At 60.5% G+C, this 25,500-nt stretch carries 31 protein-coding genes, 2 tRNA genes and 3 pseudogenes; 19 read left to right on the top strand and 17 right to left on the bottom strand.

Annotated elements, in window-relative coordinates; all coding sequences use genetic code 11:
• Positions 1 to 57 precede the first annotated feature (57 nt).
• Positions 58 to 615 (bottom strand): lipocalin family protein, encoded by a 558-nt coding sequence (locus tag ACHAC9_RS15120; RefSeq protein ID WP_435760849.1) that lies wholly within the window; start codon positions 613 to 615, stop codon positions 58 to 60.
• Between the two features lie 307 nt (positions 616 to 922).
• Between ACHAC9_RS15120 and ACHAC9_RS15125 the strand changes: the two are divergent.
• From ACHAC9_RS15125 to ACHAC9_RS15135, 3 genes and pseudogenes are all read left to right on the top strand, one after another.
• Positions 923 to 1,156: pseudogene (locus ACHAC9_RS15125) on the top strand (MerR family transcriptional regulator); the annotation flags it as partial.
• Positions 1,157 to 1,342: 186 nt separating this feature from the next.
• Positions 1,343 to 2,056, top strand: coding sequence for a GTP cyclohydrolase I (gene folE, locus ACHAC9_RS15130; protein WP_435760896.1), 714 nt, complete (start codon positions 1,343 to 1,345; stop codon positions 2,054 to 2,056).
• The gene (locus ACHAC9_RS15135; RefSeq protein WP_435760850.1) at positions 2,053 to 2,289 is read left to right on the top strand and encodes a TIGR02450 family Trp-rich protein; all 237 of its coding nucleotides are present in this window, start codon (positions 2,053 to 2,055) and stop codon (positions 2,287 to 2,289) included. The genes folE and ACHAC9_RS15135 overlap by 4 nt, the downstream gene beginning before the upstream one ends.
• Positions 2,290 to 2,476: 187 nt before the next feature.
• Here the strand turns inward: ACHAC9_RS15135 and ACHAC9_RS15140 are convergent.
• The 3 genes and pseudogenes from ACHAC9_RS15140 to ACHAC9_RS15150 form a co-directional block, all read right to left on the bottom strand.
• A tRNA-Phe gene (locus ACHAC9_RS15140) sits at positions 2,477 to 2,552 on the bottom strand.
• Between the two features lie 61 nt (positions 2,553 to 2,613).
• Complete coding sequence (locus ACHAC9_RS15145; protein WP_435760898.1) at positions 2,614 to 3,012, bottom strand: helix-turn-helix transcriptional regulator; 399 nt, start codon at positions 3,010 to 3,012, stop codon at positions 2,614 to 2,616.
• Positions 2,992 to 3,180: pseudogene (locus tag ACHAC9_RS15150) on the bottom strand (cupin domain-containing protein); the annotation flags it as partial. The pseudogene ACHAC9_RS15150 and the gene ACHAC9_RS15145, both read right to left, overlap by 21 nt.
• Before the next feature lie 74 nt (positions 3,181 to 3,254).
• Here ACHAC9_RS15150 and ACHAC9_RS15155 point away from each other — a divergent pair.
• Complete coding sequence (locus ACHAC9_RS15155; RefSeq protein WP_435760851.1) at positions 3,255 to 3,992, top strand: class I SAM-dependent methyltransferase; 738 nt, start codon at positions 3,255 to 3,257, stop codon at positions 3,990 to 3,992.
• A gap of 79 nt (positions 3,993 to 4,071) precedes the next feature.
• Here ACHAC9_RS15155 and ACHAC9_RS15160 read toward each other — a convergent pair whose 3' ends face one another.
• From ACHAC9_RS15160 to ACHAC9_RS15180, 5 genes are all read right to left on the bottom strand, one after another.
• Positions 4,072 to 5,556, bottom strand: coding sequence for a PA domain-containing protein (locus ACHAC9_RS15160; protein ID WP_435760853.1), 1,485 nt, complete (start codon positions 5,554 to 5,556; stop codon positions 4,072 to 4,074).
• Positions 5,557 to 5,558: 2 nt separating this feature from the next.
• The gene (locus tag ACHAC9_RS15165; protein WP_435760854.1) at positions 5,559 to 5,984 is read right to left on the bottom strand and encodes a post-PEP-CTERM-1 domain-containing protein; all 426 of its coding nucleotides are present in this window, start codon (positions 5,982 to 5,984) and stop codon (positions 5,559 to 5,561) included.
• Between the two features lie 64 nt (positions 5,985 to 6,048).
• Positions 6,049 to 6,681, bottom strand: coding sequence for a choice-of-anchor J domain-containing protein (locus tag ACHAC9_RS15170; RefSeq protein ID WP_435760855.1), 633 nt, complete (start codon positions 6,679 to 6,681; stop codon positions 6,049 to 6,051).
• Positions 6,682 to 6,927: 246 nt separating this feature from the next.
• Positions 6,928 to 7,839, bottom strand: coding sequence for a UV DNA damage repair endonuclease UvsE (uvsE, locus tag ACHAC9_RS15175; RefSeq protein ID WP_435760856.1), 912 nt, complete (start codon positions 7,837 to 7,839; stop codon positions 6,928 to 6,930).
• Between the two features lie 177 nt (positions 7,840 to 8,016).
• A complete protein-coding gene (locus tag ACHAC9_RS15180; RefSeq protein ID WP_435760857.1) occupies positions 8,017 to 8,472 on the bottom strand; it encodes a fasciclin domain-containing protein in 456 nt (151 codons plus the stop codon).
• A gap of 131 nt (positions 8,473 to 8,603) precedes the next feature.
• Between ACHAC9_RS15180 and ACHAC9_RS15185 the strand changes: the two genes are divergently transcribed.
• The 5 genes from ACHAC9_RS15185 to ACHAC9_RS15205 all read left to right on the top strand — a co-directional run bounded on the left by ACHAC9_RS15185 (position 8,604) and on the right by ACHAC9_RS15205 (position 12,806).
• Complete coding sequence (locus ACHAC9_RS15185) at positions 8,604 to 9,560, top strand: MerR family transcriptional regulator (protein ID WP_435760858.1); 957 nt, start codon at positions 8,604 to 8,606, stop codon at positions 9,558 to 9,560.
• A gap of 106 nt (positions 9,561 to 9,666) precedes the next feature.
• Entirely contained in the window at positions 9,667 to 10,203 is a 537-nt protein-coding gene (locus ACHAC9_RS15190; RefSeq protein ID WP_435760860.1) for a DUF2058 domain-containing protein, read from the top strand.
• Between the two features lie 99 nt (positions 10,204 to 10,302).
• Positions 10,303 to 10,971, top strand: coding sequence for a response regulator (locus ACHAC9_RS15195; RefSeq protein WP_435760861.1), 669 nt, complete (start codon positions 10,303 to 10,305; stop codon positions 10,969 to 10,971).
• On the top strand, positions 10,958 to 12,328 hold the full coding sequence (locus ACHAC9_RS15200; protein WP_435760862.1) for an ATP-binding protein: 1,371 nt from the start codon (positions 10,958 to 10,960) through the stop codon (positions 12,326 to 12,328). Before ACHAC9_RS15195 ends, ACHAC9_RS15200 begins: the two co-directional genes overlap by 14 nt.
• A 73-nt stretch (positions 12,329 to 12,401) precedes the next feature.
• Positions 12,402 to 12,806: a YgiW/YdeI family stress tolerance OB fold protein gene (locus ACHAC9_RS15205; protein ID WP_435760864.1), complete on the top strand. Its 405-nt coding sequence runs from the start codon at positions 12,402 to 12,404 to the stop codon at positions 12,804 to 12,806.
• Positions 12,807 to 12,865: 59 nt separating this feature from the next.
• Here the strand turns inward: ACHAC9_RS15205 and ACHAC9_RS15210 are convergent, their stop codons facing one another.
• Positions 12,866 to 13,309 (bottom strand): nuclear transport factor 2 family protein, encoded by a 444-nt coding sequence (locus ACHAC9_RS15210; RefSeq protein ID WP_435760865.1) that lies wholly within the window; start codon positions 13,307 to 13,309, stop codon positions 12,866 to 12,868.
• 339 nt (positions 13,310 to 13,648) lie between these two features.
• On the opposite strand from ACHAC9_RS15210, the gene ACHAC9_RS15215 reads away from it, so the two are divergent.
• Entirely contained in the window at positions 13,649 to 14,044 is a 396-nt protein-coding gene (locus tag ACHAC9_RS15215) for a hypothetical protein (protein WP_435760866.1), read from the top strand.
• A 338-nt stretch (positions 14,045 to 14,382) separates the two neighbouring features.
• Here the strand turns inward: ACHAC9_RS15215 and ACHAC9_RS15220 are convergent, their stop codons facing one another.
• Positions 14,383 to 14,532 carry a hypothetical protein gene (locus ACHAC9_RS15220; protein WP_435760867.1) on the bottom strand — a complete coding sequence of 50 codons (150 nt, stop codon included), beginning with the start codon at positions 14,530 to 14,532 and terminating at the stop codon, positions 14,383 to 14,385.
• A gap of 228 nt (positions 14,533 to 14,760) precedes the next feature.
• On the opposite strand from ACHAC9_RS15220, the gene ACHAC9_RS15225 reads away from it, so the two are divergent.
• Positions 14,761 to 16,062: an acetamidase/formamidase family protein gene (locus tag ACHAC9_RS15225; RefSeq protein WP_435760868.1), complete on the top strand. Its 1,302-nt coding sequence runs from the start codon at positions 14,761 to 14,763 to the stop codon at positions 16,060 to 16,062.
• 133 nt (positions 16,063 to 16,195) lie between these two features.
• Here ACHAC9_RS15225 and ACHAC9_RS15230 read toward each other — a convergent pair whose 3' ends face one another.
• The 6 genes from ACHAC9_RS15230 to ACHAC9_RS15255 form a co-directional block, all read right to left on the bottom strand.
• Positions 16,196 to 16,876 carry a cupin domain-containing protein gene (locus tag ACHAC9_RS15230; protein WP_435760870.1) on the bottom strand — a complete coding sequence of 227 codons (681 nt, stop codon included), beginning with the start codon at positions 16,874 to 16,876 and terminating at the stop codon, positions 16,196 to 16,198.
• Positions 16,877 to 16,929: 53 nt separating this feature from the next.
• Positions 16,930 to 17,271 (bottom strand): glutathione binding-like protein, encoded by a 342-nt coding sequence (locus ACHAC9_RS15235; protein WP_435760900.1) that lies wholly within the window; start codon positions 17,269 to 17,271, stop codon positions 16,930 to 16,932.
• A 62-nt stretch (positions 17,272 to 17,333) separates the two neighbouring features.
• The gene (locus tag ACHAC9_RS15240; protein ID WP_435760871.1) at positions 17,334 to 17,672 is read right to left on the bottom strand and encodes a glutathione S-transferase N-terminal domain-containing protein; all 339 of its coding nucleotides are present in this window, start codon (positions 17,670 to 17,672) and stop codon (positions 17,334 to 17,336) included.
• A 596-nt stretch (positions 17,673 to 18,268) separates the two neighbouring features.
• Positions 18,269 to 18,354: transfer RNA gene (locus tag ACHAC9_RS15245), tRNA-Phe, on the bottom strand.
• Positions 18,332 to 18,973, bottom strand: a complete 642-nt coding sequence (locus ACHAC9_RS15250) for an NrsF family protein (protein ID WP_435760872.1) — start codon at positions 18,971 to 18,973, stop codon at positions 18,332 to 18,334. Before ACHAC9_RS15250 ends, ACHAC9_RS15245 begins: the two co-directional genes overlap by 23 nt.
• On the bottom strand, positions 18,970 to 19,533 hold the full coding sequence (locus tag ACHAC9_RS15255; protein ID WP_435760901.1) for a sigma-70 family RNA polymerase sigma factor: 564 nt from the start codon (positions 19,531 to 19,533) through the stop codon (positions 18,970 to 18,972). The genes ACHAC9_RS15250 and ACHAC9_RS15255 overlap by 4 nt, the downstream gene beginning before the upstream one ends.
• Positions 19,534 to 19,745: 212 nt before the next feature.
• Here ACHAC9_RS15255 and ACHAC9_RS15260 point away from each other — a divergent pair, with 212 nt between their 5' ends.
• The 8 genes and pseudogenes from ACHAC9_RS15260 to ACHAC9_RS15295 all read left to right on the top strand — a co-directional run.
• Positions 19,746 to 20,528, top strand: a complete 783-nt coding sequence (locus ACHAC9_RS15260) for a DUF1223 domain-containing protein (protein ID WP_435760874.1) — start codon at positions 19,746 to 19,748, stop codon at positions 20,526 to 20,528.
• A 140-nt stretch (positions 20,529 to 20,668) separates the two neighbouring features.
• Positions 20,669 to 21,001, top strand: a complete 333-nt coding sequence (locus ACHAC9_RS15265; protein ID WP_435760875.1) for a pentapeptide MXKDX repeat protein — start codon at positions 20,669 to 20,671, stop codon at positions 20,999 to 21,001.
• Between the two features lie 102 nt (positions 21,002 to 21,103).
• Positions 21,104 to 22,015, top strand: coding sequence for a cytochrome b/b6 domain-containing protein (locus ACHAC9_RS15270; protein WP_435760877.1), 912 nt, complete (start codon positions 21,104 to 21,106; stop codon positions 22,013 to 22,015).
• A complete protein-coding gene (locus ACHAC9_RS15275; RefSeq protein WP_435760879.1) occupies positions 22,012 to 22,788 on the top strand; it encodes a molybdopterin-binding protein in 777 nt (258 codons plus the stop codon). Before ACHAC9_RS15270 ends, ACHAC9_RS15275 begins: the two co-directional genes overlap by 4 nt.
• A 25-nt stretch (positions 22,789 to 22,813) precedes the next feature.
• Positions 22,814 to 23,674, top strand: coding sequence for a patatin-like phospholipase family protein (locus ACHAC9_RS15280; protein WP_435760880.1), 861 nt, complete (start codon positions 22,814 to 22,816; stop codon positions 23,672 to 23,674).
• 89 nt (positions 23,675 to 23,763) lie between these two features.
• Positions 23,764 to 24,018 carry a hypothetical protein gene (locus ACHAC9_RS15285; protein ID WP_435760882.1) on the top strand — a complete coding sequence of 85 codons (255 nt, stop codon included), beginning with the start codon at positions 23,764 to 23,766 and terminating at the stop codon, positions 24,016 to 24,018.
• A gap of 252 nt (positions 24,019 to 24,270) precedes the next feature.
• On the top strand, positions 24,271 to 24,960 hold the full coding sequence (locus ACHAC9_RS15290; RefSeq protein WP_435760883.1) for a glutathione S-transferase family protein: 690 nt from the start codon (positions 24,271 to 24,273) through the stop codon (positions 24,958 to 24,960).
• A gap of 64 nt (positions 24,961 to 25,024) precedes the next feature.
• Positions 25,025 to 25,500: pseudogene (locus ACHAC9_RS15295) on the top strand (thiol:disulfide oxidoreductase); the annotation flags it as partial.

The following is a 25,500-nucleotide window of genomic DNA, read 5'->3' on the forward strand; positions in this document are numbered from 1 at the left end:
ACACAAGGATTTTCAAGACCGACGTCTTGCAGGGTCCTGCGATGGCTTTTCTAAATACTATTCCTGTTTGGTGGGGACTAGTCTGCTGACGTCCAATCCCTGCCTGGCCAAGCTCGCCACTAGCGCAGCGTAACTCGCCGTGTCGACCTTGGGCGAGCGCGAAAGGATCCACAGGTACTCGCGTTTCGCTTCGCTGACGGCTGCCAACTGGTACCCAGGGTCCAGGTCGACCACCCAATAGTCGCCCCACACCATCGGCAGGAAGGACAGAATCGTGGGGGCGAAACGCACCTTCAGCCTGGGCGAGTCTGCCCCTCCTACCTGGCGTGCGGCGCCGATGGCCTCTTCGGTTTCGCCGTTGGCGATGCGGCAGCGGTTCACAACTTGTAGCGTGCCATCGGCCAGGGCGGAATACTTCGCCGTGGTGAACCCGACGCATTTTTTCTGGAATCGATTAGGGAACTTTGCGATCTCGTACCAGGTTCCCATATAGCGCGGCACGTCCAGCACTGCAATGGTGGCGAGCGGTTTGGGCGCATCGGCGGGCGGCGCATCGGCCGAACTCGCGTTCAAACTTATCACCATCAATAACGGTGCGATTGCGCTTTTTTTCATAGGCTTACCTTAACTTATCAAGTTTGCCATCGTAGACGTCGCGGCCTCTCAGAGGCGAACCGACGCCAGGCCATGGAGCGTCGGCATCAACCGCCAGGCAATCGGTATCGACCTGTACCCTCGCGCAGCTATCGTAAAAGTACCGATGGCTGCGTTGTGCCGCCGGGTGGGGTTGCGACGAGCCGTTTGGCATTTTTTTATTGTCAGATGAACCGAAATTGTACTGGAATTTTTTTTGAAAATCCGCCAACGTCCCGGATTTTGTACGCTAAAATTTGCAAAAGGCTGTTCAACAGGGGTTCATCTGATGACGCAACTAGCATATTCTCCTGAAGCTCCTGCCGGTCAGACAGCGCACTACCGCAGCGGCGTGGCCGCCAGGCTGGCCGATTTGCCGGTCGAGACGCTACGGGTTTGGGAGCGCCGTTATGGTATTTCCGACACCGGCCAAAATGCGCGCGGGCAACGCTTGTATTCTGACGTCCAAGTGCATCGGCTGCGGCTGATGAAGCAGCTGGTCGACCAGGGCCACCCGATCGGCGCGCTGGCGCAACTGCCGCTTGAACAGTTGGGTGCATTGAAGGTGGTGACGGCACCGCGCGCCGCCGCAGCCACGCAGCCGGCTCCGCCCGCCTGTTGTTCGAGGCCGCGCTCGAGCGGCTTGCGCGGGCCGAAGGCCTGCCTTTGCCTGCCGGGATTTGAAGCACCCGCCCACCATAAGGACGCCATGCCGAACGACGCCATTGCCATCTTCAAGCCGGTGCAAGCCATGGTCTCGCACCGCATTCGCGAACGACTGCTCGCTCGCCGGGAGCGGTTTTTCGCCAACGATAACATCGCCGCATGTATCGAGCCAGGTGAGTTGGACGAATTGGTCGATGAGGTCGGCGCCAAGCTGCAACACGTGCTGGAAAGCCTGGTCATCGATACCGGTGCAGACCATAACACGCGCGATACCGGCCGACGCGTCGCCAAAATGTTTATCCACGAAGTATTCGGCGGGCGCTACACGACGCTGCCGCCAGTGACCGAGTTTCCGAATGCGTCCGCCCTTGACGAACTGATGATCGTTGGACCGATCACTGTGCGCAGCGCCTGTTCGCACCACTTGTGCCCGATCATTGGCAAGGTCTGGATCGGCGTCATGCCCAGCAAGGACTCGAACCTGATCGGGTTGTCCAAGTATGCGCGCATCGCGCAGTGGATTATGAGCCGTCCGCAGATCCAGGAAGAGGCGGTGCTGCAACTGGCCGACCTGCTGCAGAAGAAAATGCAGCCGGACGGCTTGGCGGTGCTCATGCAGGCCGATCATTTTTGCATGCAATGGCGAGGCGTCAAGGACAGCGATGCCAGCATGACCAACAGCGTGATGCGCGGCGCGTTCCGCGACAGTGCATCGCTACGGGCCGAGTTCTTGTCGCTGATCCGCGAACGCAAATGAAAGCGCAACCGCTGCTGCACGTGCAATCGGCCAAACTGCTACGCAGCAAATGGACGGCTGCCGTCCCGGTCAACAGGGAAAAGCATTTTATTGTTACCGGCTTGATTGCACCGGATGCGCCGGGTACGCAAATCGATGTCATCACGATGGAGGCGGTGCTGACAGGGCGCAGCTTCAACTTGCGCTGGCGGGAACTGAACGACGCCGGTCAATGGCTACGCGGCTGGCGCTGAGCTGGCTGCGCGCCACGTCGATAACGGCGTATTGTTTCGGCGACGTGGCCAGTACCGGCCCGATGGTGCTTGAGCCAGACAAACGCTGATGGGTTACTTGTCCGGAAATGGACCGGACACAAGGACTTACGGTCGCTGAAACAAAAACGCCAACCAGAAATGGTTGGCGTTTCGTGAGGTATGTTCTTGGTGGCCCGGGGCGGAATCGAACCACCGACACAAGGATTTTCAATCCTCTGCTCTACCAACTGAGCTACCAGGCCAAGGCGGCGAATTTTAGCATGAAGTTCTGTCTCGTCCATAATTTTTGAGAACGTAAGGGACTCAACTTGCGTGCTGCATCCTCCGCCAGCGCGCCGGCGAAGTGCCGGTCTCGCGTTTGAACGCACGGGCAAACGCCGCTTCCGATTCGTAGCCCACTTCCAGCGCCACCGACGCCACCGGCGCCTGCCCGCCGCGCAGCAGGCCGGCCGCCGCTTCCATGCGCCAGCGCGCCAGGTATTGCATCGGCGGCTGGCCCAGTAAACGCAGGAAGCGGTCGCAGAAGACCGAGCGCGACAGGCCGGCGGCGCGCGCCAGGTCGTCGATCGTCCAGGGGCGTGCCGGGGCACGGTGGATCAGCGCCAGCGCGCGTCCGATCTGAGCGTTGCGCAGGCCCGCAAGCCAGCCGGTACTGCCAACCGGCAGGCACTCGAGGTAGCGTCGCAAGGCATCGATGAACATGGTTTCGCTGGCCCGTTCGAGCAGGGCGGCGGCGCCCGGCTGGCCGCGATCGGCGCGCAGGGCCAGATGGCCGAGTTCGGTGTGCGCGGCCGCGCTCGAGGATGCCGGCAAATGCAGCAGGCGCGGCAGGGAATCGAGCAGGGCATTGAAGGGGTCGCGGTCGCAGGAAAGAAGACCGCAGCGCCGCGGTCAAGGCACGCCAGCAGGCTGCCTGGGCCAGCGGCGACTTCGCCATCATCGGCGTGACCCTGCAGATCGTCGGCGAGACGCTGGCCGAAGCGGCCGACATCCGCGCCGGCGAGACCGTCATCGACGTCGCCGCCGGCAACGGCAACGCCTCGCTGGCAGCGGCGCACCGGATGGCCCGCGTCACCTCGACCGACTATGTCCCGGCCCTGCTGGAGAAGGGCCGTGCGCGCGCTGCCGCCGAGGGGCTCGACGTCGAATTTCGCGTGGCCGACGCCGAGAACCTGCCCTATGCGGACGGCAGCTTCGACGTCGCGCTGTCGACCTTCGGCGTGATGTTCGCACCCGACCATGGCCGCAGCTCCGGTGAGCTGGTGCGCGTGGTGCGCGAGGGCGGTCGGATCGGCCTGGCAAGCTGGACCCCCGACAGTTTCGTCGGCCAGCTGTTCAAAGTAATCGGCAAGGCGGTGCCGCCGCCGGCGGGCGTAATGTCGCCGCTGCTGTGGGGGACCGAAGCCTACCTGGGCGAATTGTTCGGCGACGCCTCCACCGATATCCGCACCACGCGCCGTACCTATACCTTCCGCTATGCCTCAAGCAGCCACTGGCTGCAGGTGTTCCGCGACTTTTACGGTCCTGTGAACAAGGCATTCGGGGCGCTCGACAGCCATGGGCAGGCGCTGCTGGAGCAGGAGATCCTGGCACTGATCGATCGCTTCAACACGGCCGGCAGCGCGTCGTCGGTGGTGCCGTCGGAATACCTGGAGGCGGTGATCGTCAAGCGCAGCGGCTGATAAGAAGGCACGCAAAGAAAAACCGGGCGGGTGATTTGCGTCATCCGCCCGGCTGCATTGACTGCTTATAGCTGACTGATTACCAGCCAATATCCTTGAACAGCGGCAGCGTCAGGTCCTTCGGCGGTACCAGTTCGAGGGTCAGGTCGGCGTTGATGCTCGGTTCCATCAGCAGGTTCGGGAAAGCCGTCACATCCCAGTGCGAGACTGACGAACCGCCGATCAGCGGGTTCGGCGTGTACAGCAGCGGACGCCCAGCCAAGTCGGCGCCGGCCTTGCGCACCGGGTCGTTCATCAGTATTGCGCTGACCGAGCCCGGTTTGCTGCGCGAACCGTATTTCACGGCGTTCGTCACCGCCTCCTTCAAGAGCGCACCTTCAGCCTGGGTCACGCCGATCGACGGAATGGTCACGCTAGGGTCGGCGCCGCCAGGCACCAGGGCGCCGGCCACGTTGTTTGCCAAAATCACCGCTACCGCGCCCGCGTCCTGCGCATTCTTCACTTTGAGGGCGAAGGTGCAGCCACCGCGGCTGATGATCGGCACTTTGCCGCGAACGGCGACTGCATTGGCCGTATCGAAAGGCGAGCAGCCAGGGCCGAGTTCGCCGGCCTGGGTGACGATGTTGGCCAACACGCCGAACCCGCCAAGCTGCGGTAGCTTGCCGAACGGCGAGACGTTGTAGTCCATGGTCGGCAACGGACCCGTAGGGCTGGTTGCCTTGAACTGGCGAAGCGGGGCCAGCATGGCGGCACCGGCGACGGCGTTTTTGCCGGTCCAGGCCAGTTGCATCGGGTTGATCGCCGAAGCACGGCGCTCAGGCGAGGTCATGTTCAACCAGCTCTTCTTGGCCGTGTTGTCATACATGAACTCTTCCCAGTAGCTCGGCAAGCCGCCGGTCTGGACGAAAGCGGTGCCTGCGGCATTCAGGCGGGCGCCGCTGCTGGTGCTGACACTGACCACCGAGAAGCCCAGGCCGTGGCCCAGTTCGTGCAGCAGGGTCGCGGCGAAGTTGACCTGGCCGCCGGCATTGCCGTCCACGCCCAGGTAGAACCCATTGCCGGCCAGGCAATCCGGCTTGCCAAGATTGATGTTGAACTGGGTCTTGATGTCGACGTTGCCGTAGCCGGTGCCGTCGTCAGGCTGGCCAGCGCTCAGGTTGGTGCCGGCCAGCTTGTTTGCCAGCGCCTGTGGATACCAGGTGCCAGGCTTGCCGCCTGGGAAATCATGCCAGATGTTCCATGCGCCGGCGCTGCCCAGGGTAGCCGAGTTCGCGGTGCAGGTCAGTGCTTCCCAACCCGCCGAGACGACGATCTCGACATTGCTGTCCAGGTTCTTTTCCCAGATGTCGGCAACGTGGCGGTAGACGAACATGCGCTGCTCGCCGACTGTCGTGCCAGGGTTACCGCCCACTGGCGTAGCAGGGGTCGTGTCGTTGAAGCCAAAACCGGCAGGGTCGCGGCTCTGGATCTTGATGGTGGCAGCTTCTGCAGCCAGGCAGGTCAGGGCGCAGGCGGCGACGATCAGCGAGCGTGCGGCGGAACGCGAAAATGGATGGGTGCGCATGTTTATTCCGTTTCAACCTTGTTGGTGTGGACGTGACCGACTGCGACAGCGGACTTGGCCGCGTCGTGCGAATCGAAGCACTGCGTTCCGATGCTGCCGTCGGCTGCACGAGCGGCAACAGCCGAGCTGACGAACTCGTCGGTCAGACGGGCTCCGCGGGCACCACTTGCGTGGAACTTTTGCTGGGGCACTTGCGGTGCGACGCGCATGGCGCGCATCTTGCCATTCGACGCTTGCGCCTGCATTGCGGCGTGCTCGGCGGCGGTCGGGTTGCGCAGCTTGCCGGTTTCCGGATCGCGCACGACGGTCAGCGATTCGTTCGACTGCACCGGCGCTTCCTGGGCAATGGCGGACTGGCTGGCAAGGCCCAGCAGGGCCAGGGTGATGCCGGCGGCGTATAGCAGGCCGGACTTGTGTTTCTGGGACATGACGATCTCCTGATATTGGGTATGCGGAGCATGGCGCGCTCCGGCTTGCAAAAACGCGTTGCGATCAGCCGCGCTTGCGGCGGCGCGACATCATCAGGCCCATCGCGCCGGCGAACAGGACCGCCATGGTCGATGGTTCAGGGACTTCGGCAACGAGGAAATTGTCCACGCCGACGTAGTTGGAGAACTCAGCCGCGCCGGTGTACTGCAGCGCGAAGCGTGCCGTGCCTTGGCCGGCGATGCCTACGGAATAGCGCGTCCAGCCGCTGGTAGGGACGGTCATGGCCGGCGTCAGGGCGAACGACGTCAACGCGCTGCTGCCGCCGCTGAAACCGTAGGCGATCTGGTCGCTGGTACCGGCGAAAGCGTCGGCACGCAGCCAGAACGAGACGAGTGCGCCATTCACGCCGACTGAAAACTCGGGGGTGATCAGCCAGTTATTCAGGGTGCCGCCCACACCGGCATTCTGGTAGTTGGCGGAAGCAAAGCTGTTCGCAGGGCCACTCAGGGCACGGAACACGGTTTCGCTGCCCTGGGCCCAGCCCGACGTGGCGCCACCCGGGGTGCTTGCATTGTTCAGCACCCAACCCTTGCTTTCCAGGGCGCTGACATCGTCGAATCCTTCGCTTACCAACATACCGGCCTGGGCCGACAAGGCCATGCTGGAAATTGCCAATGCTACAAGTGCTTTCTTCATCATCTGATCCGCCTCCAAAGTTTTAGACGTTGCGGCAGCGCTTGAATTCTTTTGTTTTGCGCTACCTCAATAGTTCGCGGCAATATTTCTGCCGACCGGGAACGCTATGCATTTAGCGTGCCATCAAACTATGTCGTTGATTTCCAAACAGAATATTTATCAGATGAAAAATTTAAGTAAAAAATGTAAGAATTTTCGACAAAATTCCGACATCCAGTGACATGCCGCACCATTATGGTGCAATTATTATAACTTTGCGTCACTGACCATGGAGTTAGTGACTGATTCCAGCCATGGACGCAGGCCATCGATGGCCACTTCTTTCGATTTCGCCTCGATCTCGATCCAGGGCGCCCCGGCATAACAAGCCGGCATGGTATCGATCAGGTCGGCATGCTGGCGGTCATTGAAACCGCTGCGCCCGTTCGAAATGTGCACCAGCTGGTGAAGCGGTTCGGCCCAGGTTTCCCGGGCTTTGAGCAGCATTTCCTCCACGCTCGGGTGTTCGTAGCTGGACAAGTCTTCATGCACGATATGGTGGTGGGCGTCGAACACCATCGGCACCCCGCTGCGCATGCAGATGGCGTGGATCGCGGCGGCGCTGTACGAGTACTCGTCGTTCTCCAGGCCGAGCCGGCAGCGGATCGCGTCGGGTAAGGTCGCAATGCACTTCACCAGTGCATCGGCCCGGTTTGCCTTGCCGCCGTGGATCTCCAGCAGGGCCCAGGGCGAGCGCGGCTGGCCGAGCAAATCCATGATGTCGCCGTGCATTTGCAGGATCCTGATGCTGTTGGCGACCACCTCGGGTGAGTCCGAACTGAGCACCACGAACTGGTCCGGGTGCATCACCAGCCGGATGCCGGCATCGAGCGCGCGTTTGCCCGAGCGCGCGAGACTCGGCGCCAGCGTCTGCAGGATCGCGAGGCCTTCCGTCGTATCGGCGAACGGGAAGATCGAGGAGGGCAGGCGATACAGCGAGATGCCGTTTTGCCCGCAATAGCGCATGGCCGCATCGAAGGTCTGGATATTGTCCCGATAAATATCGTCCAGAATCTTGCTCTGGGCCTCAGGCGATTGCGCATGCAGGCGCGTGCGCGTGACGGTGCGGTAGCGGACTTCTTTTGATGCGGTAATGCAGACCAGGCCCAGATGTGGCATGTGAATCTCGCGTAAGTAGATGAAGAAAAGTATAGGCCGAAGCGTTTGATCCCCGGATTCAGTTGGCGTCCGACACGTATGAGCCCGGAAAGCACAACGCCACCCTCCGGCAAAGACGGATGGTGGCGTTGATGGCCGGTTTGCGTGGGGTTTGCCCACGCCGCCCAAGGCTGAAACTTATTTCGGCATGATCACCGAATCGATGACGTGGATGACGCCATTATCGGCCGCGATATCGGTCTTGACGACCTGGGCCTTGTCGACGGACACCTTGCCGCCCTTCGCGCTCACCTTGAACGAGCTGCCTTCAACCGTCTTCACCATGCCTGGCTTGACATCGGCCGCCATGACGGTGCCCGGGACCACGTGGTAGGTCAGCACCTTGGTCAGCGCTGCCTTGTCTTTCAACAGTGCGTCGAGCTTGGCTTTTGGAATCTTGGCAAACGCCGCATCGGTCGGCGCGAACACCGTGAACGGACCCGGACCCTTCAGCGTATCGACCAGACCGGCTGCCTGCACGGCGGCGATCAGGGTGTTGAAGCTGCCGGCCGATTTGGCCGTATCGACGATGTCGGCTGCCTGGGACGAACCGATGGCAAAGGCGAGTGGCAATGCAAACAAGATTTTCTTCATATAAGGCTCCGGTAAGTTGTAAGGCAGTCACTGTTGAACTGTCATGATGTAATTTATGCGTAATCGACTTACTTGTCCAAGGATTGTCGCTTTATAATAGGACATAGACGGGACAACCTTGGGACAATGCCATGAACATGCCACAAAGAATTGAACAAGACCGCATCATGTACCGCAGTGGCGCTGCCGCCAGGCTGGCCGGCTTGCCGGTGGAAACCTTGCGTATCTGGGAGCGCCGCTACAGCCTGTCGGAAGCCGAGCGCTCCGAGCATGGGCAACGCCTGTACTCGGCCGAGCAGGTGGCACGGCTGGGTTTGTTGAAACAGCTGGTCGATCAGGGCCATGCGATCGGTGTGCTGGCCGGCCTGGCGCGCGAACAGCTGCAGGCGATGCTCTCTGTCGGCGCCGGGGATGCGCGCGTATCCGGCGCGCCGGTGCGCATCATGCTCGTCGGGCCGAGCCTGGCGCGACGCGTGGCGGCCGAGCGCCAGGGGCTGGGACTCGAAGTGCGCGCCAGCTGCGCCCGGCTCGACGGGGTGGCCGAGCTGGGCGCGGCCACGGGCGCGCAGGTGCTGGTGGTCGAACTGTCCGAGCTCGACGACAACGCCTTGCCCTTGCTGGCGGAGGCGCGCGAGGCAGCCGCTGCCGCTGCCACCGTCGTGCTGTACCGCTTTTGCGCCAGCGCCACGATCCGCGCGCTGCGTTCGCTCGGTTGCCTGGTCGCGCGCGTGCCGGCCGACCTGGGCGAACTGTCGCTGCTGTGCCGCTCGGCCCTGGCCGGGCAACGCCTGCCGATACAGGAAGCGCAGGCGGTCGCGCCGCCCCGTTTCGACGACGAAGCGCTCGCCTCGATCGCGGCCGCAGGCACCCGCCTCACCTGTGAATGCCCGCGCCACCTGAGCGAATTGCTGCTGATGGTCGGCAGCTTCGAGCGCTACAGTGCCCAGTGCGCCAACCGCAACCCGGACGACGCACGCCTGCACGCGCAGCTCGGGCTGGCGGCGGGCCAGGCACGGATGGTGCTGGAAGGCGCATTGACGACACTGGCGATTGCCGACGGCTTGCCGCTGCCGCCGCCACGCAACTGACGCATCCGCCGAGTGCAGGCGGCACTGGTGGCCGGAGCCGCTCCTTGTTATGCTGCGATCAGCGCCGGCCCGATCCGGCGCCCCTTACTATTATGGAGCGCCGACAATGGCATCGTTGCAGGACCAATTCCTCAAAGCCGGCCTGGTGAACAAGAACAAGGCAAAACAGCTTGAGCAGGACAAGAGCAAGCAAAAGAAGATCGAACGCCGCACCGGCCTTGAATCCGTCGATGAGGCGAAACTGGCGGCCGCCGAGCTGCAGCGCAAGAACGCCGAGCGCGCGCGCGAACTGAACGCTCAGCGCGACGCCGCCGCGCAGCAAAAGGCGATCATGGCGCAGATCGTCCAGCTGGTGCAGAAGAACCGCCAGAACAAGGGCAACGGCGACGTCGCCTACAACTTCACGCATGGCACGAAGATCGAGCGCATCCACGTCTCGAACGCGGTGCAGGAACACCTGATGGCCGGACGCCTCGTCATCGTGCGCCTGGGCGACAACACCGAACTGGTCCCGCGCGTGATCGCCGACAAGATCGCCGAACGCGATGCCTCGCTGGTGGTGCGGGTCAAGAAGAACGAAGCCGCGCTCGAAGAAGACGATCCCTACGCGGCATTCAAGATTCCGGACGACCTGATGTGGTAAGCCGGCGGGCCGCTCCGCCGATTCTCCTGACTTCTTAAGATGCGCTTCATCTTGCCGGCATATCGTGGCGGCTTCTGACCGCCTCATCCGGAACCACCCATGCGCATCCTGCTGGTCGAAGACGACACTTCCCTTGGCGAAACCATCCTCGCCTGGCTGCGCCTGGACGGGCATGCGGCCGACTGGGTGCGCCGCGGCGACTCGGCCCAGACCGCCTTGATGACCCACCGTTACGATTGCGTGCTGCTCGACCGTGGCTTGCCGGGCCTGTCGGGCGACGCCTTGCTGGCGGCCCTGCGCACGGCGGGCAATCCGGTGCCGGTGATCCTGATCACCGCCTTCAATGCGCTGGCCGACCGGGTCGAAGGACTCGACCTCGGCGCCGACGACTACCTGGTGAAACCCTTCGAGCTCGAAGAGCTGTCGGCGCGCATCCGGGCCGCGGTACGACGCGGCGCCAGCCGGGCGAGCAATGCGCTGCATCACGCCGGCATCGGGCTCGACCTGGAGACGAGGCAAGCCAGCCTGCATGGCGCGCCGGTGGCGCTCACAGCCCGTGAATACAGCGTGCTCTACGCTCTATTGCTGCGCAAGAACGGCATCGTCACCCGCGCCCAGATCGAGGAAAGCCTGTATGGCTGGGGCGACGAGGTCGAAAGCAATGCCATCGAGGTCTATATCCACAACCTGCGCAAGAAATTCGGCAGCGAACGCATCGTCACCGTGCGCGGCCTCGGCTACCGCCTGACCCAAGATGAAGCAAGCTGACGCGGCCCGGCCTTGGTCGCTGCGGCGGCGCCTGCTGGCCGCCATTCTGGCCGCCAGCAGCGTGCTGTGGCTGGCCGGACTGGGCACGCTGACCGTGATCGCCTGGCAAGAGACAAGCGAGGTGTTCGACGATGCGCTGGAAGAATCGGCGTATATGCTGATGGCCGCCACCACCGGCCTCGATGCACGCGGCCTGCTGGCACCGCTGCCGCCCTCGCGGCGCGACGGCGCGCGCAAGGTCGACATGCAATACCAGATCGTCGCCGCCGGCCGGGTCATACAGCGCACCCCTGGGGCGCCGTTCAGTCCCTTTGTTACCGGCTTCGACGACGACAACGGCTTTGCCGATCTCACCGTCGAGGAAGAACGCTGGCGCGTCTTCGTGGTGCGCGATGAAGTGCGCCACTTCGAAGTGCAGGTCGGCCAGCAGGCCGACAAACGCCTCGATATCCTGGAAGAGCTGGCCGAAGCGCTATGGCTGCCGGCGCTGGGCTTCCTAGTGCTGCTTGCCCTGGTCTGCTGGCTGTTGACGGGGCGTGTTTTAACACCGCTGCGCCGCACCGCCGCGGCGATCGGCGCCAAGACCCCGGACGACTTGACGCAGGTGGCGCTCGAGGGACAGCCGCGCGAATTGCTGCCGATTGTCGGCGCCCTGAACGACGTGCTGGCGCGCCTCGATGCGGCGCTGCAGGCCGAGCGCCGTTTTACCGCCGACGCCGCCCACGAACTGCGCACGCCACTGGCCGGACTGCACATGCATGTGCAACTGCTGCAGCGCCAGCACCCTGACTTGACTGCCCCGTTCCAGAAACTGCGCCAGGACATCGCGCGCCTGACGGCGCTGGTCGACAGCCTCCTGACGCTGGCGCGCCTCGATCCGCTGGCGCGCGCGCAGCTCGGACGCCAGCCGGTGGCGCTGCGGCCCCTGTTTGATCAATTGCTGGCCGAGTACGCCGAGGACGCGGCGCGGCGCGGCATCGCCCTGTCGCTGCGTCCCGACCTCGAGGTCGTCGCGGCCGACCCGCAGATGCTCGGCATCATGCTGCGCAACCTGATCGGCAACGCCCTGCGCTATTGTCCTGCCGGCAGCCGGGTCGAGGTCGACGCCGGCCGGCATGCGGGCCGCGACCGGATCGCCGTGCGCGACGACGGCCCCGGCGTCGATGCGGCCAGCCGCCAGCGCCTGACCGAACGTTTTTTTCGGGTGCTGGGTCAGGAGGAGGGCGGCAGCGGACTGGGTCTGTCGATCGTCCAGCGCATCGCCGACCTGCACGGCGTCCACCTCGCTTTCGGTCCCGGACTCGATGGACGCGGGCTGGGCGTGACGCTCGAGTGGTCGCCGGACGGCACTCCTTAAGATCGGGTTAATGTCCGCCAGGTGTAATGCACCTGTGTCAAATGACATTCACCCATCAAGACAAAGGACGACCATGAAACGCATTCTTCAGATTTCCGCCATTGCGACCCTGCTGGCCGCATCCAGCTTCGCCATTGCCCAGCCGACCGGATATACGGGACCGTCGAACAAGGCGGCACCGGCCGGGTATGCCGGGCCAACGAGCGTGCCGCTGATGACCGCAAAGGCCTTGCTGAACAAGGGCAAGGACGACCAGTACGCCCGCCTGCAAGGCAAGCTGCTCAGCCACAAGGGTGGGGAAGAGTATGAATTCGCCGATGCCAGCGGCAAGATCATGGTCGACATCGATGCCAAGCATTTTCCGGCAGGCGTGAGCATCGACCACAACACGATGGTCGAGCTGACCGGCGAATTCGACAAGGAGACCTTTGGCGAATCGGGCTTCGACGTCAAGCAGGTGAAAGTCGTCACCAAATAAGCGCCGCCGGATAAGGAAAACGCCACCGCAGGTGGCGTTTTTGCCGATGCATTGGTCTCTCAGTGATGCATCGGCGCGCCGGCCGCGGCCTGGCCCGGCTGATCCGGCCGGAATGCGCGCTCGCCCGCGGCGGTGTCGTGATAGCTCTCGAAGCGCGAGACTTTGCCGTCGCGCAGCGTGAACACGTGTACCCAGGGGCTGTCGTAGCTGCGCCCCGTGCTTTTTGCCAGCCAGGTTGCTTCACCGGTCACCACCACCTTGTCGCCTTCGGCAATGAAGTCCTTCGGGATGAAGCGCAAGGCCTGCGCGCCCGCGTCCAGTTGCCGGAAAAATTGGGCAATCTCCGCTTTGCCCTTGTGCTTGCCGGCGAAGGGGATATTTTCCGCTTCCGGTTCGATCCAGAGCGCATCGTCGTGACAGCGCTCGAGCAGGTGTGGAATATCGCCGATCTGGAACAGTTGATAGCTTTCCATCACCAGCCGCTTGTTTTCCTGTGCGTCCATGGCAGCTCTCCTCAAGAGGCGGCCCTCCACTGACAATCGCGAAACGTTCATGTCGCGGAGTGTCGCTCCTTTGAGCCTAGTGCGCGGAGCAGAGAAGTCAAGGTGGGCTGTAGGGAGAAGTGAGAGGAGTTGGCGCAGAAACAAAGACGCCACCGCGCCTTACCCGGTACTGGTTGAAAAGCCCTGACACGGGAGAGTGCTGTTAAAATTTGCGCTCGCCTTCCGATGCCCATTTGCAGGAGTACACAAATCCTAGGTTTTTTAGTCAGTGCGGCGATACGTACGCCGAAGCTAGCGATCGCTGTTGCGTTGGCAGTGCTGGCAGCGTTGGCCAGCACGATGACCTACACCGGTTTTCTTGTCGTCGGCGTGTTGGCCGATTATCTCGGCAGCGGCCGGGTCATGGCAGGACTGCTTCTTGGCGGTCTTTTTGCAAGATTTCCTTGGATAAGCAAAGGGAAGCTGCGCATTGTCGGCCTGTTACCTAAACCTGTCCGTCGCCCACTCATCGTGAGCATACTCGCACTGTGCTTGTTGACCTTTCTGTCGCGAGGCGAATATGTGTCCGCAGCATTTACAGGTTTCGCTACGGCGTTTCTTCTTACCTACCCTTGGTTGAGGCGCGCTATTTTCGATCGAATGCTATCGTCTGTCTTCAAATTCGCTGGCCGAAACCGTCCCAAAAGCACCGACGACACGGTGATTGATGGTGAATTCAGGGAAAAGAAAGAATAAGCTTGATCGCCTCCGGGCAGACGATTGCCCGCTTTCGAAAACAAAAACGCCAACCTGCATGGGTTGGCGTTTTGCTGTCCTGTCGCGGTGACGGTCGCAGGGCTAGCTGCGTTCACGAGGTCTGCGATGGCGCAAGCCCGACGCGTCGCGGGTGGAAAAAGCGATTCGCAATGGAATAGTGTTGGCGCTGGTTGAAATTCGACTCATCCTGCTGATTGAAATTTGACCCAGGGCGAGGCGCCGCGTTGTGATGCTGCGGCTGTGGATAAGTGTACCAAATGAGCAAGGGGCAATCCGCGCAGGGCGAAGCCCGGAGCGGATTGCCCCTTGTTTTAGCGTTAGAACGGTTCGGATGCCGCCCCGGCCTTGCCGGCATTGCTCTTCTGTTCTCGTGCCTTGATTTTTCCTTTGGCAACCGACCAGACCGAAAGCAGCAGTGTCGATTTCCTGACCAAGGCACGCGCGGCCTGCCCCACCAAGATCGTCAAGCTGCTCACCGCCAAGATTTGCCTAGTCGCATCAGTCTGCCTGATTACGGGCGCCGCATGTCCATTACGGTGCGCTGTTGCACCAAATCCGGCCTGCCGCAGCCGTCACAACGAGACGCCGTGTATACATAAAGAATTCGGATGTATTTCTCATGGCATATCAATTGCTAGAAGCTACATGTTTGAAACCCACTGAGAAAAGAGACCGACATTATGAACCTGCGTAATATGAGACTTCTGGCAGCCCTGTGCCTGGCCTTCGGCCTGTCGACCACCGTTTTAGCAGCCGGCCATGACAATGCCGAGGCAAAAATGAAGAACATGCCGACGGCAAAGGCGGCCAATGCATCCTTCCCGCTGCAGCCGCTCACTGACAAGCCGGGTACGGTATCGATCCCCGGCATGAAAGGCACGGTCTACTATGTGCCATCGACAACCGAGACGGTCAAGTGGGGCTATCTGCCAAACGCCAATGACAAGCCGGTGATCACCATGCCTTCCGGCGGCACCGTGGTCTTTGATACATTGTCCCATGAAGGCCTGATCGAAGACCAAGGTCGCGATCCGGCCAGGTATTTCGCCAGCAAGGGCGTGCCTGCCAACCTGATTCTCAAGGATGCCATCGCCATTACGCAATCGGGTATCCCGCATGACTTTGCCAAGGACGGTCCGCATATCGTCACCGGTCCGGTGGCCATCGAAGGTGCCGAGCCAGGCGATGTCCTGAAGGTCGAGGTCCTGGCGATCGTGCCGCGCGTGCCGTATGGCGTGATCTCAAACCGGCATGGCAAGGGATCGCTGCCAGGCGAGTTCCCGGAAACACCGAAGCCGGATGCCGATGCAAGCGTGGCCAGCCCGGAAAAATTCCGCAACGTTTCGGTCTTCACGCCGATTCGCAAGGCAAAGGGCGGTCACTGGGAGGGCGTGATGGCCACCAAGAACGGCACCGAAGTCACCTTCAAGGCCGCGCCGTTCATGGGCGTGATGGGCGTTGCCGCAGCCTCCACGGAACCGGTCCATTCGGTCCCGCCGGGTGTCTATGGCGGAAACATGGATATCAATGACCTCGGCATCGGCTCGACCGTGTATCTGCCTGTCTTCGTCAAAGGCGGCAATTTCTACACCGGCGACCCGCACATGGCGCAGGGTGATGGCGAAGTTGCGCTGACCGCGCTGGAGCATTCGCTGCGTCCGACCTTTCGCATCACGCTCCTGAAAAAAGGCGACAAGCAGATTCCTTCAGCCTCGGGCAGCCTGGAACTCCCGTTCGGCGAAACCCGGGATCACTGGATTGCGATCGGGTTGAATCCCGATCTCGACGAAGCCATGAAGAGCGCCGTGCGTGAATCGCTCCGGTTCCTGACCGACGTACTCGGCATGGAACGCGCAATTGCCTACGCCTACCTGTCGGCGGCAACCGACTACCAGGTGTCGCAGGTTGTCGACAAGACCAAGGGCATTCATGCGATGATTCGCAAGGAAGATTTCAAGAAAGTCACTGCTGAAAAAAATAATGTAGCCATCGATTGACGGATCGACGGCCGCCCCAGGTTTTCTCGGGCGGCCGTCTTTTTGCGTGCGACGCGCCGACTAGCGGCATCGAAGGGGATTCGACATCTGCCAAGCCAAGAGTCACTGCTCACTTCTGATAACGTGAATGAAATCAGAGAACAATCGGCGGGTCGATAAAGCGCAGATGACCTTGCTTGATCCAGACCCGGGCACCTTGGTTACCGGCTAATGCAGCAAGTCGGCCACCGCGTGGCAAGCGCATCCAAGACATGGCGTGCAGATGGTCGCCGGCGTCGCAGAAGTCGCCCGCCAGTACGAGCAGCTCTGCACCATCGGTGTATGTAAGCTGCACTTGCGCGCCTGGTTCCCAGTGCTCTAGCTGGACGGTTTCCCGTTCATCTTCGAACAGCGGCGTGACCGCTACGCCGGGGCGCAACAGATCGCCGATCTTCCCCATCTTGTTCATGTCGACGATGACATGTGTACGGTCCTCGGGTGCGAATTGCCAGAGTTTGACGAAGATGATGCAGCCTTGTGCAGAACCCGGCGTATGCCGGCTGGTAGGGGGATTGCGAATGTAGGAGCCAGGTGAGTAGTCCCCGTGTTCGTCCTGGAACACGCCATCAAGCACGATGAACTCCTCGCCGCCGCCATGAGTGTGCGCAGTAAATTGACTTCCCGGTGCATAGCGCACGATAGTGGTTGCACGCGCGACTTCATCGCCGATTCGGTCCAGCATCCGGCGCTGGACGCTGGCTACAGGAGAATCCACCCATGCCATGGCCGCACCGTGCAAGACGACGCGCAGGCTGAAATCGGCATTAATATCCATGGGTTGATTCTGTCATTGTCCTGCGCTGTGTGAATCGGTTACGAACCGGTTGATTAAACGCCCGTACCACCACCCATGCTGGCGCGCTGGGCCATGCGGGCGCGCCAGGCGAGCAGCGTGTTGCAGTCGGCCGGAATAGTGATCTTGGCGAAGTCTGCGAACGACAGGCCGACGAACAGCGTGATGTCGGCAACCGAAAAATTTTCACCGGCGGCAAACGGTTGATTGGCCAGCACAACATTAAAGTAGTGCATGCCCGACAGCGCTCGCTCATACTGTTTCATGCCCCATTCCTTGTTCTGGTAGAGCTCCAGCGCGCCCAGTCCCGGCGTGGCGTGATGGAAATACGCGCCCACTGCGTCCATGACACCCTGCTCCGCGCGACGCTGCATCATCTGGATCACGGCCCGTTCCTTGGCAGTCGTGCCGGTCAACGAGATCCCCTCGAATGCATGGTCTATATATTCGGTGATGCCCGAGCATTCGCTGATGAGGTGCCATCGTCGAGTTCGAGCACCGGCACGGACGCGCTCGGGTTCTTGCTTATGAAGGCAGGGAGGCGATGTTCACCTTTCATGACATCCACATGCACGAACTGTATCTTGTCAGTCGCCCCTTTTTCAGATAACGCGATTCGAACTCGGGCCGGATTGGGGAAACCTTCGTAGTCGTAGATTTTGATGAATGCTTTCGTGTTGGGATCAGTTAAAAAAAAGACACAACTTGGAGGCGGGCCGCGGAGTACCAGCCGCAGATAAAAAATCCGGATGACCTGCTTTTTCAATTCATCCAGCATATCCGAAAATTGCCATCTTGCTTTTTAGCGCGCGTTTTTTGGGTAGCCCGGTTCATTGTGACTGCTGTCGCAGGTCTGGCCCGTCGAAGCCGAGCATATAACCCGCCATCGCCGCCTCCAGCGTCTCTGGCAGGTACGCTCGCGGTTGCGCTGCACCCGGATGCGCGCAAGGGCGTCGCCGATTAGCGGCGGCGGCCCGTTCGACCAGCGGGATGTTTGGCAGAGTGGTTTGTCCAGGTCGGCGATGGCAGCCGGGGGCGCGAGCACCGGGCCCTGCCATGGCAGTCCGACCCCCGTTGTGCGATCAGAACGAACCGCTCGCGGCTGGTGTAAGCGCATTGGGTACGTGCAGCATGTCGGTGGCGGCGTTCTGCGCTGGGCGGCCGATGGTTTCGGCGCGAAACGGCGCGACAGGCTTAGCTGTCAGTCTCCCGTGGCAGGTGAAAACTAGTTGCCATCAGTAGGCGAGAGCTCTGTCAAGTCATGCATGGTTTGGCATGCTTGACTTGACCGGCAATTGACCGGACATGAGAACGATGAATTCCACAAACAAAAACGCCAACCAGTGTTGGTTGGCGTTTCGTGAACGATGTTCTTGGTGGCCCGGGGCGGAATCGAACCACCGACACAAGGATTTTCAATCTTCGCGCCGCGTGCTATCACCAACGCAGCAACCGGGGCCCCAGCACGGCACCGAACACTGCTGGTACGGCAATTCCAAGCACGTACCAGATGCCCAGGAACGGCGCTGCCATTTCCGGGCAGTGCAATGCGTACGCGGAGGCGGCGCCGGCGCCCGCAAGCAAACCGGCGCTGGCGCCGGCCCACGCCGGCCGGGTCGGCGCCAAACCCTTGATGACCCAAAATGCGGCGCCGAGCAAGGGCAATGCCAGCAGCGCAATATTGAACGCGCATGTTTTCCAGGTGGCTCCAAAAATCATTTCCGCACGTTCTGCAGGTGGTTCATTGAGCAGGGCCGCTCCGGCGCTGCCCCACGCAAATAGCAGCAGGGCCGCCAGCACCAGCGGTGCTGGCCCCGAAGGCCGTCCCGGGTACGAGAGTCGTATCGTTAGCGGCAATGCGGTCAAGGCGCCCATGGCCGGCACCAGCACTTTCGCCCAGAACATCGGCAGCATAGCCGCTTGCGCAATATCATTCCGTACACCGAACACCAGGGCCATCAGGAGGATCGCTCCCATCAAGCCGCAGCCCAGCCCCCAGGCAAAGCGGCTTGCGGCCGCAGCTGAGCTCACCGGCGCGGCGCCAGTGGCCAGCATATTAATGAACTCCTCTGTCTTCATCGTTCGTCCTTGATCAGTTCAGCCAGCATTTTCAGGCCACGGTGTACGCCCACTTTGACAGCCGATACCGACATTCCCATCAGGCGCGCCGTTTCTTCCACCGACATGCCTTCCAGCTTCAAATGCTGAATCGGAAGGCGTTGCCTGTCGGGCAAGCGGTCGAGTAGTTTCATCACATCGCGCCGCGCATCGCCGGCGTCGATCTCGGAATGTGCAAAAAATTCGGTTTCATCGTCGAGCGGTATATTCAACATCTCCCGCTTGCCGCGCCGGCGCAGCAAATCCACCAGTTTGTGGCGTGCGATGGCATGGACCCAGGCAGTCAGCGGTTGGCTTTTCTCGTAAGTGTGGCGCTGGTTGTGCACCGCCAGCAGCACCTCTTGCACCAGGTCTTCAATTTCATCCGGCAACCCTCCGAGGCGACGCCTGAAGTACGCCCGCAAATACGGACATAACTCTTTCAAAAACAGATGGTAGGCCGGTGCATCTCCTGACAGAGCGCGAAGCAGCAGTTCGCGGAACCGGTTTTCGCTTGCGCTCACGCATCCTCCTTTTCTTATTCGTTGCGGATGGCAGGACGGTTACAGCAAATCAAAAAATATTGCTCGTCATCTCCCTTCAGCTGGTTCGACTCAGCGCCGGCTTCGCATCCAGACGCGTGCCCTCGGCATGCTCGCTGCTGCGAGCACTATTTTTCACGGGTCCTGTAACCAAATTGCCCGGGGGGGCGAATTACCTTCAACAGCAGCCGAATCAACGACGAGATTACCGTATGAAACCGATTGCAGTGGCTATTTCAGGATTTGCATTCTGTCTTGCGACCCCGTCCTTTGGTCAAAACAGCTGCCGGGCCGAGAGCGGCCCGGGTACGGCCGCTCTGGTTGAACTATACACAAGCGAAGGCTGCTCGAGTTGCCCACCGGCCGACCGGGAATTGAGCCAGTTACGGGGCAAAGCCGGCCGCAACGCAGTGATCATTCCGATTGCCTTGCATGTGACGTATTGGGATCGGATTGGCTGGAAGGATGGCTTCGCACAAAAGGAGTTCGATCTGCGCCAGAAGCTGTTGGCCAGCCATGGGAAAAGCAGGCTGGTCTACACGCCGCAGTTTTTCATGAATGGCAGGGAGTTACGGAACTGGCGCGGCCAGTTCCCGGACGCAATTCGCAAAACCAATCAAAAACCGGCAGAGGCAAGCGTTGCGCTCACGTGGACCCGGGCGGCCGGCGATACCGTCCAGCTTGAGGCCGTCGCCACAGGACGTGATCCACAGGCCCGGCAAGTACTTTACCTGGCCGTCAGCGAGAGCAGGCTGGTCTCGAAGGTGCTGCGCGGGGAAAACGGCGGCGCGACCCTGATGCACGACGATACCGTACGAGCCTGGTTCCCGCCAGTCAGGTTGACCAGGGGTAGAGCACAGTTGCACCAAGCGATGCGTATTCCAGGTAACTGGAACCTGCAGAATCTACAGGCGGTGGCGTTCGTGCAAGACCTGGATGACGGCATCGTCCAGCAGGCGGTAAGCATCGGTCAGTGCGACCCGGGTCGAAGCTGACATGCAGCAAAGCGTGTGAAGGAAGCGGACGACTTCCGCGGCAGCAACCGGGGTGGTTGCGTTTCATTTTACTGCTCTTGATCTGGTGCTTTTGCCAGGCAGGCTGAATCCAATCAAATCACGAAAGAAGGGAAATCACCATGAATAAGCTAACAATCGCAGTTTTTTCTGCCTGCTTGCTGGGCTCCGGCGCCGCTTTCGCGCAAGACGCGATGACGAAGGACGCCATGGCTGGCGATAGCATGGCCAAGGACCGCATGGCCAAAGACCACATGGCCAAAGACCACATGGCCAAGGACAGCATGAAGAAGGATGGCATGGCGAAGACGCATATGGCAAAGGGGAAGGATGGCATGAAAAAACACAGCATGGCCAAGGATCACATGCGTAAGGATGAAATGAAAAAGGACGATATGGCAGCTAGCCACATGAAAAAGGATGGCGCAATGGGCAAGGACGAGACGAAAAAATAATCCCGGTATAGCGAGACTGCGCTTTCCCGCGCCAGACTAGAGCGCAGTCCGCTTGGGTCCATATGAACAGCTTGATGTATCAGCAGTGAACGGAGCAGGCACATGCCTACCGAAAATCCCTTGCCCCTGCATATGCCGCGTGCCAGCACGCGATATTATCGGCATCGATTGCCGGTACGAATCAGTCACTGGATTAATCTTCTCTGCCTGATCGTCCTGTTAATGAGCGGCTTGGGAATATTCAATGCCCATCCCGCGCTTTACTGGGGCGCGTCTTCCTATACGACCGAGCCGGCGTTTCTTGAAATTAGCTCGGAGACCGTGCCTGCCACTAAGGAAAGTCAGGCGCTGGGAGGCGAAGCGAAACCAGAGCCATCGGGTGAGAAGCGCGGGACACTGCGTATCGGTGGAGTTGAATTTGACACGACGGGCGTATTGGGTGTGTCGACTTCAGCCAGCGGCACGCACAACGAACGTGCATTCCCATCATGGCTGACCATTCCAGGCGCCTACTCACTCGCGGATTCGCGCCTGTGGCATTTCTTTTTCGCCTGGCTGTTCGTCCTGAACGGCTTCTTCTACATCGCCTACACGCTACTGAGCGGCCATCTTCGGCGCGACTTGTTGCCTGACGGGCGGGACCTGCGAGGCATCGGCGCCTCGATCATCGATCATCTGCGCTTCAAGCATCCGGAAGGTGAGGCTGCGCGGCGTTACAACGTATTGCAAAAGCTGGCATATCTCATCGTTATTTTCATCCTGCTGCCCTTGATCGTCTTGATGGGCATGGCGATGTCGCCCATGCTCAATAGCCTGATGACCGGATGGGTGGATCTGTTTGGCGGGCGGCAGTCGGCACGCTCGATTCATTTCATCGTCGCCTGCCTGTTGCTTGTTTTCGTGCTAATACATGTTTTCGAAGTGATCGTCAGCGGTCTCTGGAATCATTTGCGTTCGATGATCACCGGGTATTACGTCATCCAACCCAACCGCGAGAAAGAGCGTTCCCCATGAACTCCAACGACTCGAACCGGCGCCGCTTCCTCCGTCGCTCGCTGGGTGCGGTAGCGGCACTGTTCGTCGCCGGATGCGACCGGCTGAACGAAACATCCTGGTTCCCAAGAATCCTGAGTAGCTCCGAGGATTTCAGCAGGGGCGTTCATAAGGCCCTCATCCCGCGAAAATCGATGGCGCAAGAATTTACTGAAGCCGATCTATCGCCGTATTTCCGCAGCAATGGCACCGCCAGCCCAGAAAGCCGGCTGTACCAGGCACTAGCCACCGATCAATTTGCCAACTGGGCATTAAGAGTAGACGGGCTAGTAGCCGAAACAAAAAATTTTTCGCTGGCGCAGCTGCGGGCACTGCCAAGCCGTACCCAAATCACCCGCCATGACTGCGTGGAGGGGTGGAGCGCGATCGGAAAATGGAAAGGGACCCCTTTGGCCGAGGTGTTGCACGCGGTACAGCCGACGCCAGCAGCGCGCTTTGCCGTATTTCACTGCGCCGATCCCATGGAAAGCGATGGCACTAGCCTGTATTACGAAAGCATCGATATGGACGATGCTTATCATCCCCAAACCATCCTGGCTTACGAACTCAACGGCAATCCCTTGCCCATTCCGAACGGAGCACCGCTCAGGCTGCGAGTGGAAAGGCAATTAGGGTATAAACATGCGAAATACCTGATGCGGATTGAACTGGTGAGCAGCCTTGAAAATGTCTATGGTGGAAAAGGAGGCTACTGGGAAGACAGCAACGGATATCAGTGGTATGCGGGGATATGAGCCGAAGACCTGAGGGAAACGCCAAATGACCATAAATCCAATGACGGCCTTCGTATTTGCTGGCGGCGGAAGCTTGGCCGCGGTGCAAGTTGGCATGCTCCATGAGCTAGTCGCGCACGACGTGCATCCGGATATTGTCATTGGAGCCTCAGCTGGAGCGATCAATGCTGCGTTTTTTGCCCAAGCGCCGAGCGGTTCTGGCGTTGTGAGGTTGGAGCAGCTGTGGAGTGCGGTGCGACGCAACGAGATCATGCCATTGACAATGCGCTCAATGCTCTCCATGTTAGTTTTCCGGCGTCCATCGTTAGTGAGTGTTTCGGGCATTCGGAGACTGCTGGAAGCGAACCTGAACTATGGTTTGATTGAAAACACGGTCCTGCCATTGCATATCGTGGCAACCGACAATTTGTCAGGAGGCGAGGTCGTGCTCTCGCGCGGGCCGGTGGTTGAAGCCGTGATGGCGAGTGCTGCGATTCCGGGAATATTTCCGCCGGTAACAGTGAACGGACGCGATCTGGTCGATGGCGGCGTAGCGAACAACACGCCCATTTCTGTTGCCATTGATTTGGGCGCGAAGCGAATCGTCGTGCTGCCGACCGGTTTTGCTTGTGCACTTCAACGGCCGCCGGTAACCCTGATCGCGCAGGTGCTGCATGCTCTGAGCTTGCTCATCGCGCGCCAGCTCGTAGCTGACCTGCAACGCTATGCATCGGCGGCACAATTGATTGTCGTTCCGCCGCTTTGCCCACTGGACGTTTCTCCCTACGATTACAGCGCGTGTGGCACCTTAATCTCGCGTGCGAAAGCCAGTACCAAAACCTGGCTTATGGCGAATGGCATGCAGCAGCCCGCAATTCCGATGCAACTGCTGGAACATCATCACTGAGAGCGAATATATACAAGCGAACGCTTTCGCAACTGTCAGTCGGCGGATGCATAGCATTACCCAGACGTTGCTTTTCAAGGAGATTTTTTATGACCAACATGAACAGTATTTTGTCAACGCCCACGCCAATCGTGGGCACTTCCGGGGCCGCCGGCCTACAGGCGCAATCAAAACGATTCGAACATGAGCTGTCGGATTGCGTCAACTGCGCATCCTCCAAGACGCCTGAAGGAAAGGCGGCCATCGAAGTCATCCAAACCATGATCAACACGGTCAAGCTACGCCTCGATGACGCTCCAGCCGCACAATCGGGATCCGCCATGCAACTGGCGGGGCGGATGTGAATGCTGGACCCGACGGTACGGGGCAGTCCGGATCGGGGAGCGGTGGGGGGAACTCCAGAGACGGCGCGCGTGCCGTGTCGTCGATTTCCACTCTAGGCAGCAGAATCGATGTATACAGCTGAAGGAGGAATGCTGGCGGCGATAGGTCGCACCAGACTGCCTGCGCGTTCGCGCACACCGGTCCACCGAGCAGTTTGTGTGAAAACTGCGGTACTCAACTATTCTCAGTAGCTCCAATACGAAAGGCAAGCCATGATCAAACTTTACTACCACCCGTCCCCGAATCCCGCCAAGGTCGCGCTTTTCCTCGAGGAAGCCGGGCTACCTTATGAACTGGTGCCAGTGGACACTCGCAAGGGCGAACAGCACGCCTTGGAGTTCCTGGCCGTCAACCCGAACGGCAAAACTCCTGCGCTGGTTGACGACGATGTGGTGGTTTTCGACAGCAATGCGATCCTGCTCTATCTAGCTGCAAAAAACGGAGCTTTCCTGCCCGACGACACACCAGCTGCGCGCGCACAAATGCTGTCGTGGCTAATGTTCGTTGCTACCGGCATCGGCCCCTATTCTGGCCAGGCGGTGCATTTCAAGCATTTCGCGCCAGAACCCAAAGAATACGCCGTGAATCGCTATGACTTCGAAGCGCAACGCCACTGGGCGCTGATCGACGCGCAACTCGCGAAGCACCGCTATATGCTTGGCGAGACTTACACGCTGGTAGATATGGCGGTCTGGGGTTGGGCGCGCGCGGTCCCATTCATTCTTGGCGCGGACGCCTGGTCCAATCTGCCCAATGTCAAGCGCCTGCTCGACGAGATCAACGCCCGGCCCGCAGCGCAGCGCGTTGAGAGCCTAAAGACCAGGCATTCGTTCAAGACCGAGATGGATGACGAGGCGCGGAAGGCATTGTTTCCGCAGAACGCGCGTCTGGCAGCACTATAGAAGCGCAGGTTCGCGAATGATCGACCTTTAGTACTGGACTACGCTAAACGGCCACAAGATCACCATGTTCGCCGAGGAGGCAGCTGCCGTATCGCATTCTTCCTTTGCATATAGGCAAGGGCGAGCAGTTCCAGCCCGAGTTTCTGCACATTTCGCCAAATAACCGTATTCCCACTATTGTCGACCAGGCGCCGGCGGAAGGTGACGCGCCGATTTCCGTGTTCGAGTCGGGCGCCATCTTGCTGCACCTGGCTTAAAAGAGAGGGCAACTTTTGCCACAAGACCTGCGCGGGCGCACCCTTGCCCTGCAGTGGCTGTTCTGGCAGATGGGCGGGCTGGGCCAATGGCGGGACAGAACCACCACGTCACCCAATAGGTGCCGGAAACTATCGCGTAGGCCATAGAACGCTACGTCAAGGAAACGGCGCGCCTCTATGCGGTGCTCAACAAGCACCTGGCGGACGGGCGCAAATATATTGCGGGCGAGTACTCGGTCGCGGACATCGCCTGCTATCCCTGCATCGTACGCACGAACACCAG

The sequence above is a fragment of the Massilia sp. CMS3.1 genome, from assembly GCF_051262535.1.
GTDB lineage: Bacteria > Pseudomonadota > Gammaproteobacteria > Burkholderiales > Burkholderiaceae_D > Telluria.

Coding starts and splice junctions, on each gene's coding strand:
- ACHAC9_RS15260 (WP_435760874.1), top strand. CDS start 19,746: ATGAAACCGATTGCAGTGGCTATTTCAGGATTTGCATTCTGTCTTGCG.
- ACHAC9_RS15195 (WP_435760861.1), top strand. CDS start 10,303: ATGCGCATCCTGCTGGTCGAAGACGACACTTCCCTTGGCGAAACCATC.
- ACHAC9_RS15200 (WP_435760862.1), top strand. CDS start 10,958: ATGAAGCAAGCTGACGCGGCCCGGCCTTGGTCGCTGCGGCGGCGCCTG.
- ACHAC9_RS15250 (WP_435760872.1), bottom strand. CDS start 18,973: ATGAAGACAGAGGAGTTCATTAATATGCTGGCCACTGGCGCCGCGCCG.
- ACHAC9_RS15160 (WP_435760853.1), bottom strand. CDS start 5,556: ATGCGCACCCATCCATTTTCGCGTTCCGCCGCACGCTCGCTGATCGTC.
- ACHAC9_RS15135 (WP_435760850.1), top strand. CDS start 2,053: ATGAAAGCGCAACCGCTGCTGCACGTGCAATCGGCCAAACTGCTACGC.
- ACHAC9_RS15275 (WP_435760879.1), top strand. CDS start 22,012: ATGAACTCCAACGACTCGAACCGGCGCCGCTTCCTCCGTCGCTCGCTG.
- ACHAC9_RS15120 (WP_435760849.1), bottom strand. CDS start 615: ATGAAAAAAAGCGCAATCGCACCGTTATTGATGGTGATAAGTTTGAAC.
- ACHAC9_RS15225 (WP_435760868.1), top strand. CDS start 14,761: ATGAGACTTCTGGCAGCCCTGTGCCTGGCCTTCGGCCTGTCGACCACC.
- ACHAC9_RS15270 (WP_435760877.1), top strand. CDS start 21,104: ATGCCTACCGAAAATCCCTTGCCCCTGCATATGCCGCGTGCCAGCACG.
- ACHAC9_RS15280 (WP_435760880.1), top strand. CDS start 22,814: ATGACCATAAATCCAATGACGGCCTTCGTATTTGCTGGCGGCGGAAGC.
- ACHAC9_RS15240 (WP_435760871.1), bottom strand. CDS start 17,672: ATGCTGGATGAATTGAAAAAGCAGGTCATCCGGATTTTTTATCTGCGG.
- ACHAC9_RS15230 (WP_435760870.1), bottom strand. CDS start 16,876: ATGGATATTAATGCCGATTTCAGCCTGCGCGTCGTCTTGCACGGTGCG.
- ACHAC9_RS15145 (WP_435760898.1), bottom strand. CDS start 3,012: ATGTTCATCGATGCCTTGCGACGCTACCTCGAGTGCCTGCCGGTTGGC.
- ACHAC9_RS15290 (WP_435760883.1), top strand. CDS start 24,271: ATGATCAAACTTTACTACCACCCGTCCCCGAATCCCGCCAAGGTCGCG.
- ACHAC9_RS15235 (WP_435760900.1), bottom strand. CDS start 17,271: ATGATGCAGCGTCGCGCGGAGCAGGGTGTCATGGACGCAGTGGGCGCG.
- ACHAC9_RS15210 (WP_435760865.1), bottom strand. CDS start 13,309: ATGGACGCACAGGAAAACAAGCGGCTGGTGATGGAAAGCTATCAACTG.
- ACHAC9_RS15205 (WP_435760864.1), top strand. CDS start 12,402: ATGAAACGCATTCTTCAGATTTCCGCCATTGCGACCCTGCTGGCCGCA.
- uvsE (WP_435760856.1), bottom strand. CDS start 7,839: ATGCCACATCTGGGCCTGGTCTGCATTACCGCATCAAAAGAAGTCCGC.
- ACHAC9_RS15185 (WP_435760858.1), top strand. CDS start 8,604: ATGAACATGCCACAAAGAATTGAACAAGACCGCATCATGTACCGCAGT.
- ACHAC9_RS15285 (WP_435760882.1), top strand. CDS start 23,764: ATGACCAACATGAACAGTATTTTGTCAACGCCCACGCCAATCGTGGGC.
- ACHAC9_RS15215 (WP_435760866.1), top strand. CDS start 13,649: ATGACCTACACCGGTTTTCTTGTCGTCGGCGTGTTGGCCGATTATCTC.
- ACHAC9_RS15165 (WP_435760854.1), bottom strand. CDS start 5,984: ATGTCCCAGAAACACAAGTCCGGCCTGCTATACGCCGCCGGCATCACC.
- ACHAC9_RS15180 (WP_435760857.1), bottom strand. CDS start 8,472: ATGAAGAAAATCTTGTTTGCATTGCCACTCGCCTTTGCCATCGGTTCG.
- ACHAC9_RS15265 (WP_435760875.1), top strand. CDS start 20,669: ATGAATAAGCTAACAATCGCAGTTTTTTCTGCCTGCTTGCTGGGCTCC.
- folE (WP_435760896.1), top strand. CDS start 1,343: ATGCCGAACGACGCCATTGCCATCTTCAAGCCGGTGCAAGCCATGGTC.
- ACHAC9_RS15170 (WP_435760855.1), bottom strand. CDS start 6,681: ATGAAGAAAGCACTTGTAGCATTGGCAATTTCCAGCATGGCCTTGTCG.
- ACHAC9_RS15190 (WP_435760860.1), top strand. CDS start 9,667: ATGGCATCGTTGCAGGACCAATTCCTCAAAGCCGGCCTGGTGAACAAG.